Raw genomic sequence first — 17,811 nt, 5'->3', positions numbered from 1 at the left:
GCCGGGGCAATCTTGGTAGTATGCACGCAAATCATCTATCTGCACTGAAAAAGTGTCAGCACCATGAACAACCATGGGTGATCCGCATCATATGCTGCGGATCATGCCTTTGAAAGCATCGCTTCGATCACCGCCACGTCCGAAGGATTGTTCAATTCCCAGAACTGCCGACCGCGGGCCTGCACCTCGACACACAGGACCATTCGGCCTTGCTCCAGAAACCGCAACTGCTCCAGCCCTTCAAGTGTTTCCAGCGGGCCCACGGGCCAGGCCGGATAGGCCGCAAGTGCCGCCGGCCGGTAGGCATAGACGCCGACGTGATGAAAGACGGGCGTCGTCTCTTCCGGGGCATAGGTGCGGCCGGTGAAGGGAATGACTTCCTTCGAGAAGTAAAGAGCCCGCCCGCCAGCCCCGAAAACGGCCGTCGTCCCGCCGACGCGCCCGGCGCGGCGGTCTGCCAGAAAGCCCTCGACCGCCCGGCCGTCGCAGCGCAGAACCGGGGTGGCGATATCGGCTGCCGGGTCGGCGACAAGACCAGCAACCAGGTCTTCGACGAACCATGCGGGCGTCAGCGGTGCGTCACCCTGCAGGTTCACCACGACGTCATAGCCGGGCAGCTGCTCCACCACCTCGGCACAACGCTCGGTGCCATTGCGGGCATTGGACGAGGTCATCACCACCTCTGCGCCAAAGCCGCGGGCGTGATCCGCGATCCGGTCATCGTCGGTCGCAACCACCACCCGGTCGATGCCCTTGACCGACGTTGCAGCCTCCCAGCTGCGGCGGATCAGGGTCTTCTCCCCATCAGGTCCACGCAGGGTGACAAGCGGCTTGCCAGGATACCGCGTGCTAGCATAGCGGGCGGGAATGGCGATCAGGGTCTTCATTTCAGCACCACGCCCGGTGCATAGGCGATGAAGAACGGGTTGTCCCAGCCGGGTTTGCCGTAGGTTAGGCTGGTATGATCGTCAAACCGGACGACAAGACCACCGGCCCCGCGCAGCACGGCATCCCCTGCCGCCGTATCCCATTCCATCGTCCGGCCTAGCCGGGGATAGAGGTCGGCCTCCCCTGTAGCGACCAGGCAGAACTTCAGGCTCGACCCGGCCGAGGTCATGTCGCGCACCGCATAGCGCGCGATGTAGTCATCCGTTGCCTGATCACGGTGCGATTTCGAGGCAACCACCATCAGGGCCGCATTGTCCGGCCGCGAAACGCGAAGTTCGCGGTAGGGGCCGGGAGTTTCCCGGTCAAGGACCCCCGTCTCCTCGACCGAGGTGCCATCCGCGAGCGTGTAGAACAGGCGGCGTTTCGCCGGGGCATAGACCACGCCGCGGCTCGGTACTCCGTCCTGGACAAAGGCGATGTTCACCGTGAAATCGCCCCTCCTCTGGACGAACTCCTTGGTCCCGTCCAGGGGGTCGACGATCAGGAACGTCCGCGCGGTCTGGGCATGGCTGGCCGCCTGCTCTTCGGTGATCAGGGGCAAGCCGGGAAACGCCGCCCGCAGCCCGGCAGAGATCACCGCATCCGCCGCCTCGTCTGCTTCGGTGACGGGACTTGCATCGCCCTTGGCGCGCACCTCGAAATCCGGGCGTCCGTAGACCGCCATGATCCGGTCACCGGCCTCCAGGGCAAGTCGGCGCATCAGGCGCACCATGTGGTCAAGATCCATCAGTCTCTCCAGCGCCGTTCCCGCGGCGATTGATCATCGGTTCGCCTGTCCTTATCCTTTTCCGCTAACGGAACGGCAAGGTTTCCCTGAGAAGAACGCCTTGCCTTCGGAGTGACCTGCGTGTTTCGCCACAAGCCGATCCAGAAGACCCCGCTTGGCACGGCGTTCGAGACGCTGGAGCTGATCTTTCACATCGCGATCCGCAACCTGCGAAAGTCGCACTCCAATGCCGCGCTCGGCCTTGTGATGACGATCCTGCAGTCGCTGCTCCTCGTCCTCATCATGTATGTGACCTTCAGCCTCCTCGGCCTCCGGCGCGTCGCTGTGCGGGGCGATTTCATGCTCTACGTCATGTCCGGCGTCTTTATGTTCATGACCCATATCAAGACGATCGGCGCCGTCGCCGCGGCCGAAGGGCCGACCTCACCGATGATGATGCATGCGCCGATGAACCCGATCATCTCGATCTGCGGCGCCGCGCTCTCGACGCTTTACCAGCAGGTCCTGTCCGCCTCGGTGATCCTGTTCGCCTACCATGCGCTCTGGAACCCGATCACCATCGATCAGCCGGTCGGAATGGTCGGCATGCTTCTGGTCGCCTGGTTCTGCGGCATCGGCATCGGCATGATTTTCATGGCCGCCACGCCATGGCAGCCGGAAACCGTCAGCATCATCCGGACGGTCTACCAGCGGGCCAATATCGTCGCCTCCGGCAAGATGCTTCTGGCCAACAACACGCGCCCCGACCTGCGGGCGCTCTTCGACTGGAACCCGCTGTTTCACGTCATCGATCAGGCGCGCGGCTTCATCTTCCTGAACTACACCCCGCGCTACACATCCATCGAATATGCCGTGGGCGTCGGCATGGCCTGCCTGATGATCGGCCTGATGGCCGAGTTCTTCACCCGCCAATACGCATCCGCCAGCTGGAGCGCCCGAAGGTGAGCCGCCCCCGTTTCGAAGATTCCGCCCTGTCGACGCATCGCAGGCGTTGCAGGCCCTGACCTGCCTGCCTATATACGGCGGGCACAGCGGCAGGCAGCCAGACCTGTCGCCTCACCCGTGGCGGGGATGCCGATTTCACCGGGTCCTCGCCGGAACATCGCCTGAAGTAAAGGGATACGCACATGGCCAAAGTCATCGGTATTGACCTCGGAACCACGAACTCCTGCGTTGCCATCATGGACGGCTCGCAGCCCCGTGTGATCGAGAACTCGGAAGGCGCGCGCACGACGCCCTCCATCGTCGGCTTCACGGAAAGCGAACGTCTGGTCGGACAGGCCGCCAAGCGGCAGGCCGTCACCAACGCCTCGAACACCATCTTCGCGGTCAAGCGCCTGATCGGGCGCCGCTATGACGATCCGGTGATCGTCAAGGACCAGAAGAACATGCCCTACAAGATCGTCAACGGCGGCAACGGCGACGCCTGGGTCGAAGCCCGGGGCGAGAAGTATTCGCCCAGCCAGGTCTCGGCATTCATCCTGCAGAAGATGAAGGAAACCGCGGAAAGCTACCTTGGCGAATCCGTCACCCAGGCCGTGATCACCGTCCCCGCCTACTTCAACGACGCCCAGCGTCAGGCGACGAAGGACGCGGGCAAGATCGCCGGCCTCGAGGTGCTGCGTATCATCAACGAACCGACGGCCGCCGCGCTTGCCTACGGCCTCGACAAGAAGGAATCGAAGACCATCGCCGTCTATGACCTTGGCGGCGGTACCTTCGACATCACTATCCTGGAAATCGACGACGGCCTCTTCGAGGTGAAGTCGACGAACGGCGACACCTTCCTTGGCGGTGAAGACTTCGACATGCGGATCGTCACCTACCTGGCGGACGAGTTCAAGAAAGAGCATGGCGTCGACCTTTCCCTCGACAAGATGGCGCTCCAGCGCCTGAAGGAAGCGGCCGAAAAGGCGAAGATCGAGCTTTCGTCGTCCCAGCAGACCGAGATCAACCAGCCGTTCATCAGCATGGACAAGAACACCGGGCAGCCGCTGCACCTGGTGGTCAAGCTGACGCGCTCGAAGCTCGAAAGCCTGGTCGAAGACCTGATCAAGAAGTCGATCAAGCCCTGCCAGGCCGCGCTGAAGGATGCCGGCGTGTCCAAGGAAGACATCGACGAGGTCGTGCTGGTCGGCGGTATGACCCGCATGCCGCGCGTGGTCGAGGAAGTGACCAAGTTCTTCGGCAAGGAGCCCCACAAGGGCGTTAACCCTGACGAAGTCGTGGCTCTGGGCGCCGCCATCCAGGCCGGCGTGCTGCAGGGCGACGTTAAGGACGTTGTGCTTCTGGACGTGACCCCGCTGTCGCTCGGGATCGAAACGCTCGGCGGCGTCTTTACCCGTCTGATCGACCGCAACACGACGATCCCGACCAAGAAGTCCCAGGTCTTCTCGACCGCCGAGGACAACCAGAATGCCGTGACCATCCGCGTCTTCCAGGGCGAACGGGAAATGGCCGCGGACAACAAGATGCTGGGCCAGTTCAACCTGGAACAGATCCCGCCCGCCCCACGTGGCGTACCCCAGATCGAGGTGACCTTCGACATCGACGCCAACGGCATCGTGTCGGTGAAAGCCAAGGACAAGGGCACCAACAAGGAACAGGCGATCACCATCCAGGCCTCGGGCGGCCTCTCGGACGACGACATCGAGAAGATGATCAAGGACGCCGAGGCGAATGCCGAGGCTGACAAGGAACGGCGCGAACTGGTCGAAACCAAGAACCAGGGCGAATCGCTCCTGCATTCGACGAAGAAGTCGCTCTCCGAACATGGCGACAAGGTGGACCCGTCCACGGTCGAGGCGATCGAACTGGCGATGAGCCCGCTCGAAGACGCGCTGAAGGGCGAGGATGCAGGCAAGATCAAGTCGGCGATCCAGAACCTGACCGAGGCCGCGATGAAGCTTGGCGAAGCGATCTACAAGGCCAGTCAGGCCGAAGGGTCGGATGGGGATGATCCGCGCCCGGTTGATGAGGACGATATCGTCGACGCCGACTTCGAGGATCTCGGCGACAACAAGAAGCGGAAGTAACACCGCTGATCGGAATTGGGGGGCGGTCTGGAAACAGGCCGCCCTTCTCCGGTCGGAATTGGGGATAGCGGCGTGGCAAAGCGTGACTATTACGAGGTCCTGGGGGCCAAGAAGGGTGCTTCGGCGGAGGAGCTGAAGAAGGCCTATCGGCAGAAGGCCAAGGAACTGCACCCGGACCGCAACTCGGACAACCCGCAGGCCGAGGCGCAGTTCAAGGAAGTGAACGAAGCCTACGAGGTCCTGAAGGACGAACAGAAGAAGGCGGCCTATGACCGCTTCGGCCATGCAGCCTTCGAAGGCGGCATGGGCGGTGGTCCGCGCCCCGGGAACGGCTATGGCCAGCAGGGCGACTTCGCCTCTGCCTTCTCGGACGTGTTCGAAGACCTCTTCGGCGACTTCATGGGTCGCGGCGGCGGGGGTGGCGGCGGCAGAAGCCGCGCCCAGCGCGGGTCAGACCTGCGCTACAACCTGCGTGTGTCGCTGGAAGAAGCCTATGCCGGGCTTCAGAAGACGATCACGGTGCCGACCTCGGTCACCTGCGACGTCTGCAACGGCTCCGGCGCCGAAGGCGGTGCCGAACCTGTGTCCTGCCCGACCTGCGGCGGCATGGGCAAGGTGCGCGCCCAGCAAGGCTTCTTCACCGTCGAACGGACCTGCCCCACCTGCAACGGCATGGGGCAGATCATCAAGAACCCCTGCCGGAACTGTTCGGGCCACGGCCGGGTACAGAAGGACCGCACGCTATCGGTCAACATCCCGCAAGGCGTCGAAACCGGCACCCGCATCCGTCTGGCGGGCGAGGGCGAGGCCGGCCTCCGCGGCGGGCCGAACGGCGATCTCTACATCTTCATCGAGGTGAAGGACCACCCGATCTTCCAGCGCGAAGGCGTTCACCTTTTCTGCCGCGTGCCGGTCTCGATGCCGACCGCCGCCTTGGGTGGCGAGGTCGAAGTGCCGACGATCGACGGCGGCAAGGCCCGGGTGAAAGTGCCCGCCGGTGCCCAGACCGGTAAGCAGATGCGGCTGCGGTCGAAGGGGATGCCCGCGCTCCGGTCTCCGAACACGGGCGACATGGTGATCGAGCTTGCCGTGGAAACCCCGGTGAACCTGACCGCCCGCCAGCGTGAGCTTCTGCGGGAATTCGAAGAACTGTCGGAAGAGAACAACCCCGAAGGGAAGTCGTTCTTTTCCAAGGTGAGGGGGTTCTGGGACGGAATGAAGGGCTGAGAGTCCTTGTCGAGCACTCTACGTCGCCAAACTAGCGAGGAGTGCACGAAGTGCTCGACGAGCCCGCCTCCTGGCGTGGGTTAACCCTTTGTAAACCAAGCCAGCGGCATTCTTTCCGCATGGCGAACTCCTTCAGCGAGCCCCTCCTGCCGCTTGATAGCGACGAGGCGACGCCGGTCACCCTGACCGGGCGCCTGCCCTCCTACATCGCCGACCACCGCCAGCGCCTGCGCGACCGGTTCATGCAGGCCGGCGGCACGGCGCTCCCAGATTACGAACTCCTCGAACTCGTCCTCTTCCGCGCCATCCCGCGCCAGGACGTGAAGCCGCTGGCGCGCCTTCTCCTCGACACCTTCGGGGATTTCAACCGCGTCATCAGCGCCGCGCCCGCCCGCCTTGCCATGGTCAAAGGCGCCGGGCCGGCCGTCATATTGGAACTGAAACTGATCGAAGCCGCCGCGCAGCGCCTGATGCGCGCCCGGGTGATCCACAAGCCCGTCCTGTCGTCCTGGGATGCGCTTCTCGACTACTGCCACACCACCATGGCGCACCGGGAAACCGAACAGTTCCGCGTCCTCTATCTTGACCGCAAGAATGTCCTCATCGCCGATGAGGAACAGGCCCGCGGCACCGTCGACCATGTCCCCGCCTACCCGCGCGAGATCGTCAAGCGCGCGCTCGAACTCAACGCCAGCGCCCTGATCCTGGTGCACAACCACCCCTCGGGCGACCCCACGCCGTCCGAGGCTGACATCCACATGACCGGCCAGGTGAAGGACGCCTGCCACGCCCTTGGCCTGACGCTGCACGACCACCTGATCATCGGCAAGGAACGCGAGCTCAGCTTCAGGGCCCAGCGCCTGCTCTGACCTCAGGGATCCTGACCTTCCACCTCTGGCTTACCGGGAAAGTCCGGCAACACCCACAGCTCCACCCGCCGGTTCAGCTGCCGCCCCACCGCCGTCTCGTCGCAGGCCATCGGCAGCGCCTCGCCAAAACCCTCGACCCTTGGCAGCACCTCCGGCGACAGGTCCGGCGCTGCGATCGCCAGTTCCTGCGCCACCCGGCTTGCCCGCTCGACCGACAGGGCACGGTTGGCCTCGGCATCGCCCGACCCGTCCGAAAACCCGGCAAGCAGCAGCTTTTCGCCCCGGAACTGGCCCGATGCAATCAGCTGGGCAAGGTCCACTAGGTTGTCGCGCGAATGCGCGTCCAGCGTCGAGGACCCGTCCTCGAACCTGAAGGTCAGAGAAAGCCGGTCCGCCCCGTCCATCAGCCCGACCAGCCCCTTGAGGTCAGCCAGCGTCACATCCTCGCCCGCGCCCTGAATGGCGTTGATCAGCCGCAACCCGTCGCTGGTCATGGGCTGGCGCGAGGCGGAACGGTCCACATACCCCGCCGCCGCGATCACCTCCTGCGCCTGCGGCGTGCGCAGGAAATCCAGGAACTCGCGCGTCATCAGCGGCAGCCGGCGCTTGGCGGAAAGGAACATCAGCGGAATCGCCAGCGGATAATCCTCGGCCTTCACCGCCAGCGGCGTCGGCAGAAGCGGAAAGCCGCAGCTGTCCGTCAGGGTCAGCCCCCGGGCCGGCTGCACCCCCGACCGCCCAGTCACCGCAATGGCCCAGGGATCGCGGGCCACAGCCATCGCGAGGCTCTGCTGGTCGCCATGGAGGACCCCAGCCGCAACCGGCGCGCCCAACCGGTCGGTCAGCGCCTGCTGCAAGTCGGTTTCCGGACGCAGCGCATGCAGAACCAGCGGCATGTCCGGCCCGCCGATCTCGGCCCAGTTGGTCACCTCGCCGGTCAGCACCCGGTTAAGGTCAGCCGTCGAGATTTCGGGCGTCGGGTTGTCCGGTGCAACGATCACCACAAGCGCGTCCAGTGCGACGCTGTGGGTCGAAAATCCCTCTTCCCGCCGAAAGCCCAGCTTCAGGTCCGCCACCCCGGTTTCCAGGGCGGCACTTGCGGTCGCCGGGGTCATCGGGCGAAAGGTGATCGACGCCAGTTCTTCGCGGCTCTCCGGCTCAAGGATCACGGCCGAAAACGCTTCGCCTTCCGTCATCTCGAAGACCAGACCGCGCTGTTCCGCAAAAGCCTGGAAGAGCCCGGGTATCAACATCGGCTCGGCATCTTGCGCACCCACAATGGTAATTTTTGCCCGGGGCGCAACCAGATCGGGGCAGGCGGGACCTTCGCAAATGACGCCCTGTCCGTCCACGGTGAGCAGACCATAGGACGTCTCGATCCGGTAGAACTCGCCATCGTATCCCTGCAGGCTGCCGGTCAGGACGATGCCGCCCTCGCGCGCGATCAGGGCCACGTCCTGCGCGATCACCGGCTGCACACAGAAGATGGCGGTCGACACCGCCGCCGCCAATGCCTTGACCTTCATACCCTGCCGTTCCGGCCCCTAGTTCGGAGCGGCGAGTGTCGGTTCCGGCAGCAGATTTTTCAACAGCAGAATGTCGCCCGAGGTGCCGCAGATTGGCAACGCAAAGGGCAGGGCCCGGTCGGTGAAACCGCCGCCCTGCGAAATCCAGGTCCCCGCAACGAAACTGCGGCTGCAGGTCTGGTCGGTTATCCTTACCTCGACCGAAAGTTCGGTAGATCCAAGGTCTATGCCGGGAAAGGTGTAGACTTGCGCCACAAGCGGTTGGGGCACGTCCTCTGACCCCAAGGTCACGATCCGCGCCGATGCGCTTTGCCCGGAAAGGCCGGACCTGCTGGCATGGATCGCATCGCCTTCCTTCGCCCGAAGCTCGAATGAAACGGGGAATGGGGCCTGGAATGCAAAGCGCGACCGCTCCGCTATATCGGGAACCGTCACCGTCGCAAATGCCGCTGACGACCCTTCAAAGTAGGCTGCGACCAGGGCTTCGCTGCTCAGAGCCGGAAAGCTCAGCGACAGGTTACCATCCAGCCCCATTCGGCTGGTGAAGGAAATGCCTGCGTGGCGTATGACGATCCGCTCGCCTGCGTTGCAGGGGGCATGAAGTGAAAGATCCACCATCGCACCTTCGGCAGCGGCAAGCGAAAGCTCAGGTGCGCAGCCATCCGCGTTGCGCTTGGTGCTTGTGGCCGTAACCGGGGTAATCCCCATCAGTTCCGGCAGCGCTTCGGTGCCAGCATGATAAAGCGACGCCGCGCTTGGCAGATGCTGGTTCTGCGCCGCAAGGGTCCCGGTCGCTGCCCCATCTGCCTCATCAGCCAGAGCAGAGGACCGCACGTTCTCGACTGTCTGTCCGGTGGCGATTGCCACCGAAAGCACAGCAATCACCCGCACGAGCCGCTTCCGGCCAACCATATCTGCCCCCCCAGGCACGAATCGTTGCTGTCAGACCTAAGTTGCAAACGAGGCGCGGACGTGGCCATTCTGCGGGCAGAGTCCATGAAATTGCCGCATTTGCCCAGGGTCCGGCTCAGGCAAACCGACCGTGGCAGTGCTTGAACTTCTCGCCCGATCCGCAGGGGCAGGGATCATTGCGCCCGGGATTGCCCCATGTCGACGGGTCAGCCTCGTCGAAACCGGCCAGGATCGGGACCCGCGCGTTCTCCGGCGCTGTAGCCGCTGCAGGCTTGGCTGGTGCCGCCACCGGCGTGGCAGCCGATGGGGCGCGTGCCGCCTGCTGCGCCAGCATCTGCCGCATCATTTCCTCTTGCTCTTCCTTGGTCACCGGACGGATACGCGACAACTGCTGGGTCACCTGCTCACGCAGCGAATTCAGCAGGCCCTCGAACAGCTGGAAAGCTTCGGTCTTGTACTCGTTCAGCGGGTCACGCTGGGCATAGCCGCGGAAGCTGACGACAGACCGCAGATGCTCCAGCCGCAACAGGTGCTCGCGCCACTTGCTGTCGATCGCCTGCAGAAGAACCTGCTTCTCGATCGTTGCCATGGTCTCGGCGCCGAAGGCCTCGGCCTTGTCGGCCATCATCTTGTCCGAAGCCGCGACGATACGTTCCATGACGCCGGCCTGGTCCACGCCCTCTTCCGCTGCCCAGTCGGCGATCGGCAGATCAAGGTTCAGCATCTCGCGGCACGAATCGCGCAGTCCGTCCGTGTCCCACTGGTCGGGGTAGGACTTCGGCGGCATGTTCAGGTCGACCAGATCCGAGATCAGCTGGTGCCGCATGTCCGCCGCAACATCCGCGACCTGATCGGCCTGCATGATCTCCATCCGCTGCCCGAAGATGGCGCGGCGCTGGTCGTTCATCACGTCGTCAAAGCGCAAGAGCTGCTTGCGGATGTCGAAGTTCCGGCCTTCCACCTTGGCCTGCGCCTTCTCCAGGCTCTTGTTGACCCAAGGGTGAACGATGGCCTCGCCTTCCTTCATCCCCAGCGTTGACAGAACCTTGTCCAGCCGCTCGGACCCGAAGATGCGCATCAGATCGTCTTCCAGGCTCAGGAAGAACGACGACCGCCCCGGGTCGCCCTGACGGCCCGACCGGCCGCGCAGCTGGTTGTCGATCCGGCGGCTTTCGTGGCGTTCGGTCGCCAGCACGTAAAGGCCCCCGGCGGCCTTCACCGCCTCTTCCTCGCCCTTGTGCTCGGCCTCAATGCGCTCGCGGATCGCGACATGGTCGCCCTCGGGATCGGCGGCAATCGCCTCCATCACCTTGAACTCGACATTGCCGCCCAGCTTGATGTCGGTGCCCCGGCCCGCCATGTTCGTCGCGATCGTCACCGCGCCCAGCTTGCCGGCATCGGCGACGATCTTCGCCTCCTGCTCATGCTGGCGGGCGTTCAGCACCGAATGCGGGATGCCTTCCTTCTTCAGAAGCGCAGACAGCTGTTCCGACTTCTCGATCGAGGTCGTCCCGACCAGGATCGGCTGGCCCTTGGCATTCGCCTCCTTGATCGAGGCGAGGATGCCATCATACTTCTCGCGCGCCGTGCGGTAGACCTGGTCATGCTCGTCCACCCGCGCCACAGGGCGGTTCGTCGGCACCTCGACCACGCCCAACCCGTAGATCTCGCGGAACTCCTCGGCCTCGGTCGAGGCGGTACCGGTCATGCCCGCCAGCTTGTCGTAAAGCCGGAAGTAGTTCTGGAACGTCACGCTCGCGTAGGTCACGTTCTCCGGCTGGATCGCCACATGCTCTTTCGCCTCGATCGCCTGGTGCAAACCGTCCGAAAGGCGGCGGCCCTTCATCATGCGACCAGTAAATTCGTCGATCAGCATCACCTCGCCGTCGCGGACGATGTACTGCTGATCCCTGTGAAAGAGCTTGTGCGCCTTAAGGGCCTGGTTCACGTGGTGGACGATCGTCGTGCTTTCCGGGGTGTAAAGGCCCTGCCCCTCCGGCAGGATCCCTGCGGCCCGCAGGATATCTTCGATCGCCTCGTTCCCCTCTTCGGTGAAGGTCACGTTGCGCGCCTTTTCGTCCACCTTGTAGTGGTCCTCGGCCAGCTGCGGGATCACCGCATCCACCGCCTGATACAGCGTACCCCGGTCCTGGCTCGGCCCCGAGATGATCAGCGGCGTCCGCGCCTCGTCGATCAGGATGCTGTCCACCTCGTCGACGATGGCAAAGTTGTGCCCGCGCTGCGCCATCTCTTCCAGCGACGCCTTCATGTTGTCGCGCAGATAGTCGAAGCCCAGCTCGTTGTTCGTCGCATAGGTCACGTCAGCCCGGTAGGCGGCCTTTTTCTCGGCGTCCGGCTGGTGGGCATAGACCACACCCGTCGTCATCCCAAGCTTGGCAAAGACCTTGCCCATCCATTCCGCGTCGCGCTTGGCCAGGTAGTCGTTCACCGTGACGACATGCACACCCTTGCCAGTCAGCGCATTCAGATAGGCCGGGAAGACCGCGACCAGCGTCTTGCCCTCGCCCGTCTTCATCTCGGCGATATTGGCGTCATGCAGGAAGATGCCGCCCATCAGCTGCACGTCGAAGGCCCGCAGGCCCAGCGCCCGCCGCGCGCCTTCGCGGCAGTTGGCAAAGGCCTCCGGCAGCACGGCGTCCAGGCTTTCGCCGCCCTCCTGCACCCGCTTCTGCAGATCGCGCGTGCGGGCGATGATCTCATCGTCGCCCAGCGCCTGGAACTCCGGCTCCAGCGCATTGATCTTCGCCACGATCGGCCGGACGGATTTCACCTTGCGGTCGTTCGGCGTGCCGAACACTTTCCGCGCTATGCTTCCCAATCCCAGCATGTTTTCTCCGTGCGACGACCGACCCATGCGGCCTATTCTGACGGCAACGTGTGGCACCCGGGCTTGTCCGCCCTCAACGCCTTCCATAGAAGAGCCAAGTAGCAGGCCGGACGGCCCCGTTTCACGCGCCCGTCACTTTCGACTGTCGCGATGTAAGGGGTAGGTCCGCCATAGTCAACGTGGCAGGGTCATCCTGCCGGATCAGGAGACGGTGAAATGATGAAACGATTTGGCCTTGCCCCGGCAGTCGCGCTGGCGCTCGCACTGGCCGCACCGGCCTGGGCCGAGGGCGAGACGGCAGACACCGTCGTCGCCACAGTGAACGGCACCCAGATCACCCTTGGCCAGATGATCGCGCTGCGCGAAACCCTGCCCGAGCAGTACCAGTCCCTGCCCGACGACGTGCTGTTCAAAGGCATCATGGACCAGCTCGTCCAGCAGGAAGTGCTCCGCCAGTCGGTCACTGACCTTTCGCCCCGCGACACCGCCGCGATCGAGAACGACCAGCGCGGCTATGTCTCTGGCGTGGCAATCCAGGCGATCATCCGCGACGCGGTGACCGACGAGGCCCTTCAGGCCGCCTACGACGCCCGCTTCAAGGACGCCGCCCCGGTGACCGAATACAACGCCGCCCATATCCTCGTCGCCACACAGGAAGAGGCCGACAAGCTCAAGGCCGATCTCGCCGCGGGTGCCGACTTCGCCGAACTGGCCAAGGCCAACTCCACCGACACCGGGTCAGGCGCGAACGGCGGCGATCTTGGCTGGTTCGGCCCCGGCATGATGGTCAAGCCTTTCGAAGACGCCGTCGTCGCCGCCACCGTCGGCGAAGTCGCCGGCCCGGTACAGACCGATTTCGGCTGGCACCTGATTCTGGTCAGGGAAACCCGCCAGGCCGCGAACCCGACGCTCGACCAAATGCGCGAAGAGCTCGCCGCCGAGATCGAGAATGCCGCGATCGAAGCGAAGATCGCCGAACTTCAGTCTGCCGCCACGATCACCCGCGAAGGTGAAGGGATCGACCCGGCTATCCTGAAGAACTCGGCACTGATCGATTAAGCCGACAAGGGGGACAGGCACATGGCAAAGACCGACTGGAAGGCCGAGGCAAAGGCACTGAAGAAGAAGGTCCGCAAGTTGAAAGACATGGCCAGCGCCGCCGCTGCCCCCGTTGCGGAAAAGGTCTCGGATGCGGTGGGCGATGCCATCGCCGCCGCGAAGAAGGCGCTGAAGCCGGTCTCGCCCCTGGCCCCCGCCAGCTTCCCGGCGCTTCCGGCCATCAAGGGGGCCGCTTTTGCAGCCGTCGAGGCCGGGGTCCGCTACCAGAACCGCAAGGACGTGATGCTCGTTCAACTCGCGCCCGGCACGGTCATGGCCGGCGCCTTCACCCGGTCTTCGACCCGTTCAGCCTGCGTGCGCGACTGCCAGGCGAAACTCGCTCTGAAGGTTCCCGCCGGGGCGGGCGCCGCGATCATCGTGAACTCCGGCAACTCCAACGCCTTTACCGGCAAGATCGGCGAAAAGGCGGTGGCTGCCGTCACCGGCGCGGTCGCTGACACGCTCGGCATCCCGGCCGACCGCGTCTTTTCCTCGTCCACCGGCGTGATCGGCGAACCCCTGCCGTTCGAGAAGATCACCGCCGCCGTCCCGGACCTCGCCGCCGCACTGACCGAAGATGCCGTCGAAATGGCCGCCCAGGCGATCATGACGACCGACACTTTCCCGAAAGGTGCCGGCGCGACCGTGCAGGGCGACGGCGGGACGATCCACATTTCCGGCATCGCCAAGGGCTCGGGGATGATCGCCCCAGACATGGCCACGATGCTGGTCTACATCTTCACCGATGCGAAGATCAGCCAGACCGCGCTGCAGAAGATGGTCTCGCGCGGGGTCGGCCCGACCTTCAACTCGATCACGGTGGACAGCGACACCTCCACCTCCGACACGCTCCTCGTCGCCGCCACCGGCCAGTCGGATGCCGCGCCCGTCGCAGGTGCCGTTGCCAAGGCCTTCGAGGCCGCACTTCACGGCGTGATGCGCGACCTTGCCCTGCAGGTCGTCCGCGACGGCGAAGGCGCCACCAAACTGGTCGAGGTGCGCGTGACCGGCGCGGCAACGGATGAAGACGCCGCAAAGGTCGCTTTCGCGATCGCGAACTCGCCTCTGGTGAAAACCGCCGTGGCCGGCCAGGACCCGAACTGGGGCCGCATCGTCGCCGCCGTCGGCAAGTCCGGGGCCGAGGCTGACCGTGATCGCCTCACCATCCGCTTCGGTGACATCCTGGTGGCCGAGAAAGGCTGGCGGAACCCCGGTTACAAGGAAGAGGATGGCGCCGCCTATATGCAGGGGGACGAGCTTCTCTTCCACGTCGACCTAGGCCTCGGGCGCGCGAAACGCAGCGTCTGGACCTGCGACCTCACCGACCGTTACGTCGAGATCAACGCCGACTACCGCTCCTGATCATTCTTCGTCTGCAAATATCCCGGGGGGTCCGGGGGGCTGGCCCCCCGGCGGTTCCCGCCAAGGTCCACGCATGAAGATCGTCCTCGTCTCCGCCGTCGCCCTCATCGACCCCGATGGCCGCGTGCTTCTGGCCCAGCGCCCCGAGGGCAAGTCTCTTGCCGGACTCTGGGAATTTCCCGGCGGCAAGGTCGAACCCGGCGAGACGCCCGAAGCCGCGCTGATCCGCGAGCTGAAGGAAGAACTCGACATCGACACCTGGGCGTCCTGCCTCGCGCCTCTGACCTTCGCCAGCCACAGCTACCCCGAATTTCACCTCCTGATGCCGCTTTTCGCCTGCCGCAAATGGCAAGGCACGGTCAGGTCGCTCGAAGGTCAGGCCCTCGCCTGGGTCGCCCCCAACCGCCTGCGCGATTACCCGATGCCCCCCGCCGACCTGCCCCTGATCCCGATCCTGCGCGACTGGCTCTGACCCGCCACTCGTCGTGGCCCTCCGGGCCCTCCTCGCTCATCAAGCGAGGAGAAGCCGAAGGCGCACGACGAGCAACCCAGGAAAAGAAAGACGCCGGACCCGAAGGTCCGGCGCAAACCTTAAGCAATCCCTAACGCCCACGCGTAAGGCACTGGAAACGCTGAATAAACCGGATCTGACCACTGTGGTCAGATCCGGCTTCCCTCAGGCCAGCGTCCGCTGGATCTCTTCCCGTTCGAAGATCTCGATGACATCGCCCTGCCGGATGTCCTCGTAATTTTCGAAGGCCATGCCGCATTCCTGGCCCGAGATGACTTCCTTCACCTCATCCTTGAACCGCTTCAGGGTCTTCAGCGTGCCTTCGTGGATCACCACGTCGTCCCGCAAGAGGCGAACCCCCGCAGACCGCCGCGCAACCCCCTCGGTGACGAGGCACCCGGCGACCTTGCCGACACCCGAAACCTTGAAGACCTCGAGGATCTTTGCATAGCCGATGAAGTTCTCGCGCACCTCGGCCTTGAGCAGGCCCGAGGCGGCCGCCTTGATGTCGTCCACCAGGTCGTAGATGATCGAGTAGTACCGGATCTCCACGCCCTTCTGGGTCGCCGAGGCCCGCGCCGTCGCGTTGGCCCGGACGTTGAAGCCGATGATCGGCGCCTTCGACGCCTCGGCCAGCGCCACGTCGGTGTCGGTGATGGCCCCGACGCCCGAATGCAGCACCCGGACGCGGACCTCGTCGTTCCCGATCTTCTCCATCGCCTGCACGATCGCCTCGGCAGAACCCTGGACGTCGGCCTTGATCAGGATCGGCAGTTCCGCGACCGACTGGTCCGCCTTGGCCTTGGCCATCAGCTGTTCCAACGTGGTGGCAGCCCCTGCGGCAGCCCGCTTGTCCTTGGCCGTCTTGATCCGGTAGTCCGCGATCTCGCGCGCCTGGGCCTCGGTCTCGACGACGTTCAGCGTGTCGCCTGCGGACGGCGTGCCCGAAAGACCCAGCACCTCGACCGCAGCCGAAGGCCCGGCCTCGGCGACGGTGTCGCCCTTGTCGTTCAGAAGCGCGCGGACCTTGCCCCACTGCTCGCCGACGACGAAGATGTCGCCTTTCCGCAGGGTCCCGTTCTGGACCAGCACGGTCGCGACCGGACCGCGGCCCACGTCAAGCTTGGCTTCGATCACGGCACCCGAGGCCGCCCGGTTCGGGTTGGCCTTCAGTTCCAGAACCTCGGCCTGCAGCGCGATGGCCTCCAGGAGGTCATCAAGCCCCAGCCCGGTCTTGGCGGAAACCTCGACATCCTGCACGTCGCCGGACATGGCTTCCACCACGACCTCGTGCTGGAGAAGGTCGGTCCGTACCTTCTGAGGGTTCGCCTCGTGCTTGTCGATCTTGTTGATCGCCACGATCATCGGCACCTTCGCCGCCTTGGCGTGGTTGATCGCCTCGACCGTCTGCGGCATCACGGCGTCATCCGCCGCGACCACCAGCACCACGATGTCCGTCACCTGCGCCCCGCGAGAGCGCATCGAGGTGAAGGCCGCGTGGCCGGGGGTGTCGAGGAAGGTTACAAGCTGCCCGTTCGGGGTCTTCACCTGATAGGCGCCGATATGCTGGGTGATCCCGCCAGCCTCGCCCGAGACGACGTTGGTGCGACGGATCGCGTCCAGAAGGCTGGTCTTGCCGTGGTCGACATGGCCCATGATCGTGACGATCGGCGGGCGGGGCAGAAGGTCGTCTGCCTTGTCCTTGACGGTGTCGATGGCCTGTTCGACATCGGCGTCGGTCACCCGCACCGCCTTGTGGCCGAATTCCTCGATCACGAGTTCCGCGGTGTCGGCGTCGATGGCCTGGTTCATCGTGACCATCATGCCCATTTTCATGAGCGACTTGACCACGTCGGCGGCACGTTCGGCCATGCGGTTGGCTAGTTCAGACACCACGATGGTTTCCGGCAGTTGCACGTCGCGCACCTGCTTTTCCGCCTTGTGGCCGAGGCCAAGCGCTTTGGCGCGGGCCTTTTCCTGCTTGCGCTTCATCGCGGCAAGGCTGCGCTGGCGACCGCTTTCATCCGAGATCGCGTCCGACAGCGTCAGCTTGCCCGAGCGGCGGCCTTCGTCGCCGCGCTTGGCGCCGCGGTCGCGCTCGGTCGCACGATCATCCTTTTCGCGGTCGGTCTTGCGCGGGGAAAGCCCGGGCTTGGCCGAAGCCGGTCCGCGCGCGTCTTCCGCAGCGGCAGGGGCCGCAGGTACGGCGCGGTCAGCCGGCTTTGCCGCGGGGGCCTGGATGGTGGAGCGGGCGCGGGTGCCCAGAACTTCGGCCCGTCGCGCCTCGGCGGCGGCGAGCTTGGCGGCAGCTTCCGCCTTGGCGGCGCGCTCTTCCTCTTCGGCTTTCAGACGCAGCGCCTCGGCGCGTTCGCGGTCTTCGCGGTCCTTTGCCTCTATCTCTTCGCGGCGGCGGGCGCGGTCTTCCTCGCGGGCGCGGTCCTCTTCGGCGCGGCGCGCGGCATCTTCGGCCTCACGGGCCTTGGCGGCACGCAGCGCCGCCATGCGACGCTCCATCTCGGCGTCGGAAATCCCGGCGGGGCGCTTGGAGGGATCGCCGAGGCTGGCCGATGGCACAGAGGTGCCAGCACCCGGAGTGCCGGGTTTCGTCACTGTAGGAACCACAACGCGCTTGCGCTTGGTTTCGACCACGACGCTTTTCGTCCGGCCGTGGCTGAAGCTTTGCTTCACCTGTCCGGAACGGGGCACGCCCCCAAGGCCAAGAGGTTTCTTGCCGTCTGTATCGCTCAT

General features: G+C 64.8%; 13 protein-coding genes. 7 read left to right on the top strand and 6 right to left on the bottom strand.

Features of this window, described 5'->3' with window-relative positions:
- Window positions 1-101 precede the first annotated feature (101 nt).
- Entirely contained in the window at window positions 102-887 is a 786-nt protein-coding gene (locus AC2D9V_RS05970) for a 3-deoxy-manno-octulosonate cytidylyltransferase (protein ID WP_484713108.1), read from the bottom strand.
- Window positions 884-1,675, bottom strand: a complete 792-nt coding sequence (cysQ, locus tag AC2D9V_RS05965; protein WP_484713107.1) for a 3'(2'),5'-bisphosphate nucleotidase CysQ — start codon at window positions 1,673-1,675, stop codon at window positions 884-886. Before cysQ ends, AC2D9V_RS05970 begins: the two co-directional genes overlap by 4 nt.
- Before the next feature lie 120 nt (window positions 1,676-1,795).
- On the opposite strand from cysQ, the gene AC2D9V_RS05960 reads away from it, so the two are divergent.
- From AC2D9V_RS05960 to radC, 4 genes are all read left to right on the top strand, one after another.
- Complete coding sequence (locus tag AC2D9V_RS05960; protein WP_484713106.1) at window positions 1,796-2,620, top strand: ABC transporter permease; 825 nt, start codon at window positions 1,796-1,798, stop codon at window positions 2,618-2,620.
- A 182-nt stretch (window positions 2,621-2,802) separates the two neighbouring features.
- On the top strand, window positions 2,803-4,710 hold the full coding sequence (dnaK, locus tag AC2D9V_RS05955; RefSeq protein WP_484713105.1) for a molecular chaperone DnaK: 1,908 nt from the start codon (window positions 2,803-2,805) through the stop codon (window positions 4,708-4,710).
- A gap of 72 nt (window positions 4,711-4,782) precedes the next feature.
- Window positions 4,783-5,937 (top strand): molecular chaperone DnaJ, encoded by a 1,155-nt coding sequence (dnaJ, locus tag AC2D9V_RS05950; RefSeq protein WP_484713104.1) that lies wholly within the window; start codon window positions 4,783-4,785, stop codon window positions 5,935-5,937.
- Window positions 5,938-6,056: 119 nt separating this feature from the next.
- Complete coding sequence (gene radC, locus AC2D9V_RS05945; RefSeq protein ID WP_484713103.1) at window positions 6,057-6,806, top strand: RadC family protein; 750 nt, start codon at window positions 6,057-6,059, stop codon at window positions 6,804-6,806.
- A 2-nt stretch (window positions 6,807-6,808) separates the two neighbouring features.
- On the opposite strand, the gene AC2D9V_RS05940 is transcribed toward radC, so the two are convergent.
- The 3 genes from AC2D9V_RS05940 to secA all read right to left on the bottom strand — a co-directional run bounded on the left by AC2D9V_RS05940 (window position 6,809) and on the right by secA (window position 12,092).
- Entirely contained in the window at window positions 6,809-8,332 is a 1,524-nt protein-coding gene (locus AC2D9V_RS05940) for an OmpA family protein (RefSeq protein WP_484713102.1), read from the bottom strand.
- Between the two features lie 18 nt (window positions 8,333-8,350).
- Window positions 8,351-9,244 carry a hypothetical protein gene (locus AC2D9V_RS05935; RefSeq protein WP_484713101.1) on the bottom strand — a complete coding sequence of 298 codons (894 nt, stop codon included), beginning with the start codon at window positions 9,242-9,244 and terminating at the stop codon, window positions 8,351-8,353.
- Between the two features lie 115 nt (window positions 9,245-9,359).
- The gene (gene secA, locus AC2D9V_RS05930) at window positions 9,360-12,092 is read right to left on the bottom strand and encodes a preprotein translocase subunit SecA (RefSeq protein WP_484713100.1); all 2,733 of its coding nucleotides are present in this window, start codon (window positions 12,090-12,092) and stop codon (window positions 9,360-9,362) included.
- A gap of 216 nt (window positions 12,093-12,308) precedes the next feature.
- On the opposite strand from secA, the gene AC2D9V_RS05925 reads away from it, so the two are divergent.
- The 3 genes from AC2D9V_RS05925 to AC2D9V_RS05915 all read left to right on the top strand — a co-directional run bounded on the left by AC2D9V_RS05925 (window position 12,309) and on the right by AC2D9V_RS05915 (window position 15,024).
- A complete protein-coding gene (locus AC2D9V_RS05925; protein ID WP_484713099.1) occupies window positions 12,309-13,151 on the top strand; it encodes a peptidylprolyl isomerase in 843 nt (280 codons plus the stop codon).
- Window positions 13,152-13,172: 21 nt separating this feature from the next.
- Window positions 13,173-14,552 (top strand): bifunctional glutamate N-acetyltransferase/amino-acid acetyltransferase ArgJ, encoded by a 1,380-nt coding sequence (argJ, locus tag AC2D9V_RS05920; RefSeq protein WP_484713098.1) that lies wholly within the window; start codon window positions 13,173-13,175, stop codon window positions 14,550-14,552.
- Between the two features lie 73 nt (window positions 14,553-14,625).
- On the top strand, window positions 14,626-15,024 hold the full coding sequence (locus AC2D9V_RS05915) for a (deoxy)nucleoside triphosphate pyrophosphohydrolase (protein ID WP_484713097.1): 399 nt from the start codon (window positions 14,626-14,628) through the stop codon (window positions 15,022-15,024).
- A 204-nt stretch (window positions 15,025-15,228) separates the two neighbouring features.
- On the opposite strand, the gene infB is transcribed toward AC2D9V_RS05915, so the two are convergent.
- Window positions 15,229-17,811 (bottom strand): translation initiation factor IF-2, encoded by a 2,583-nt coding sequence (infB, locus tag AC2D9V_RS05910; protein WP_484713096.1) that lies wholly within the window; start codon window positions 17,809-17,811, stop codon window positions 15,229-15,231.

The sequence above is a fragment of the Tabrizicola sp. T46 genome, from assembly GCF_057219895.1.
Note: the sequence above shows the minus strand (reverse complement) of the source record. Positions and strands in the feature narration are given on the sequence as shown.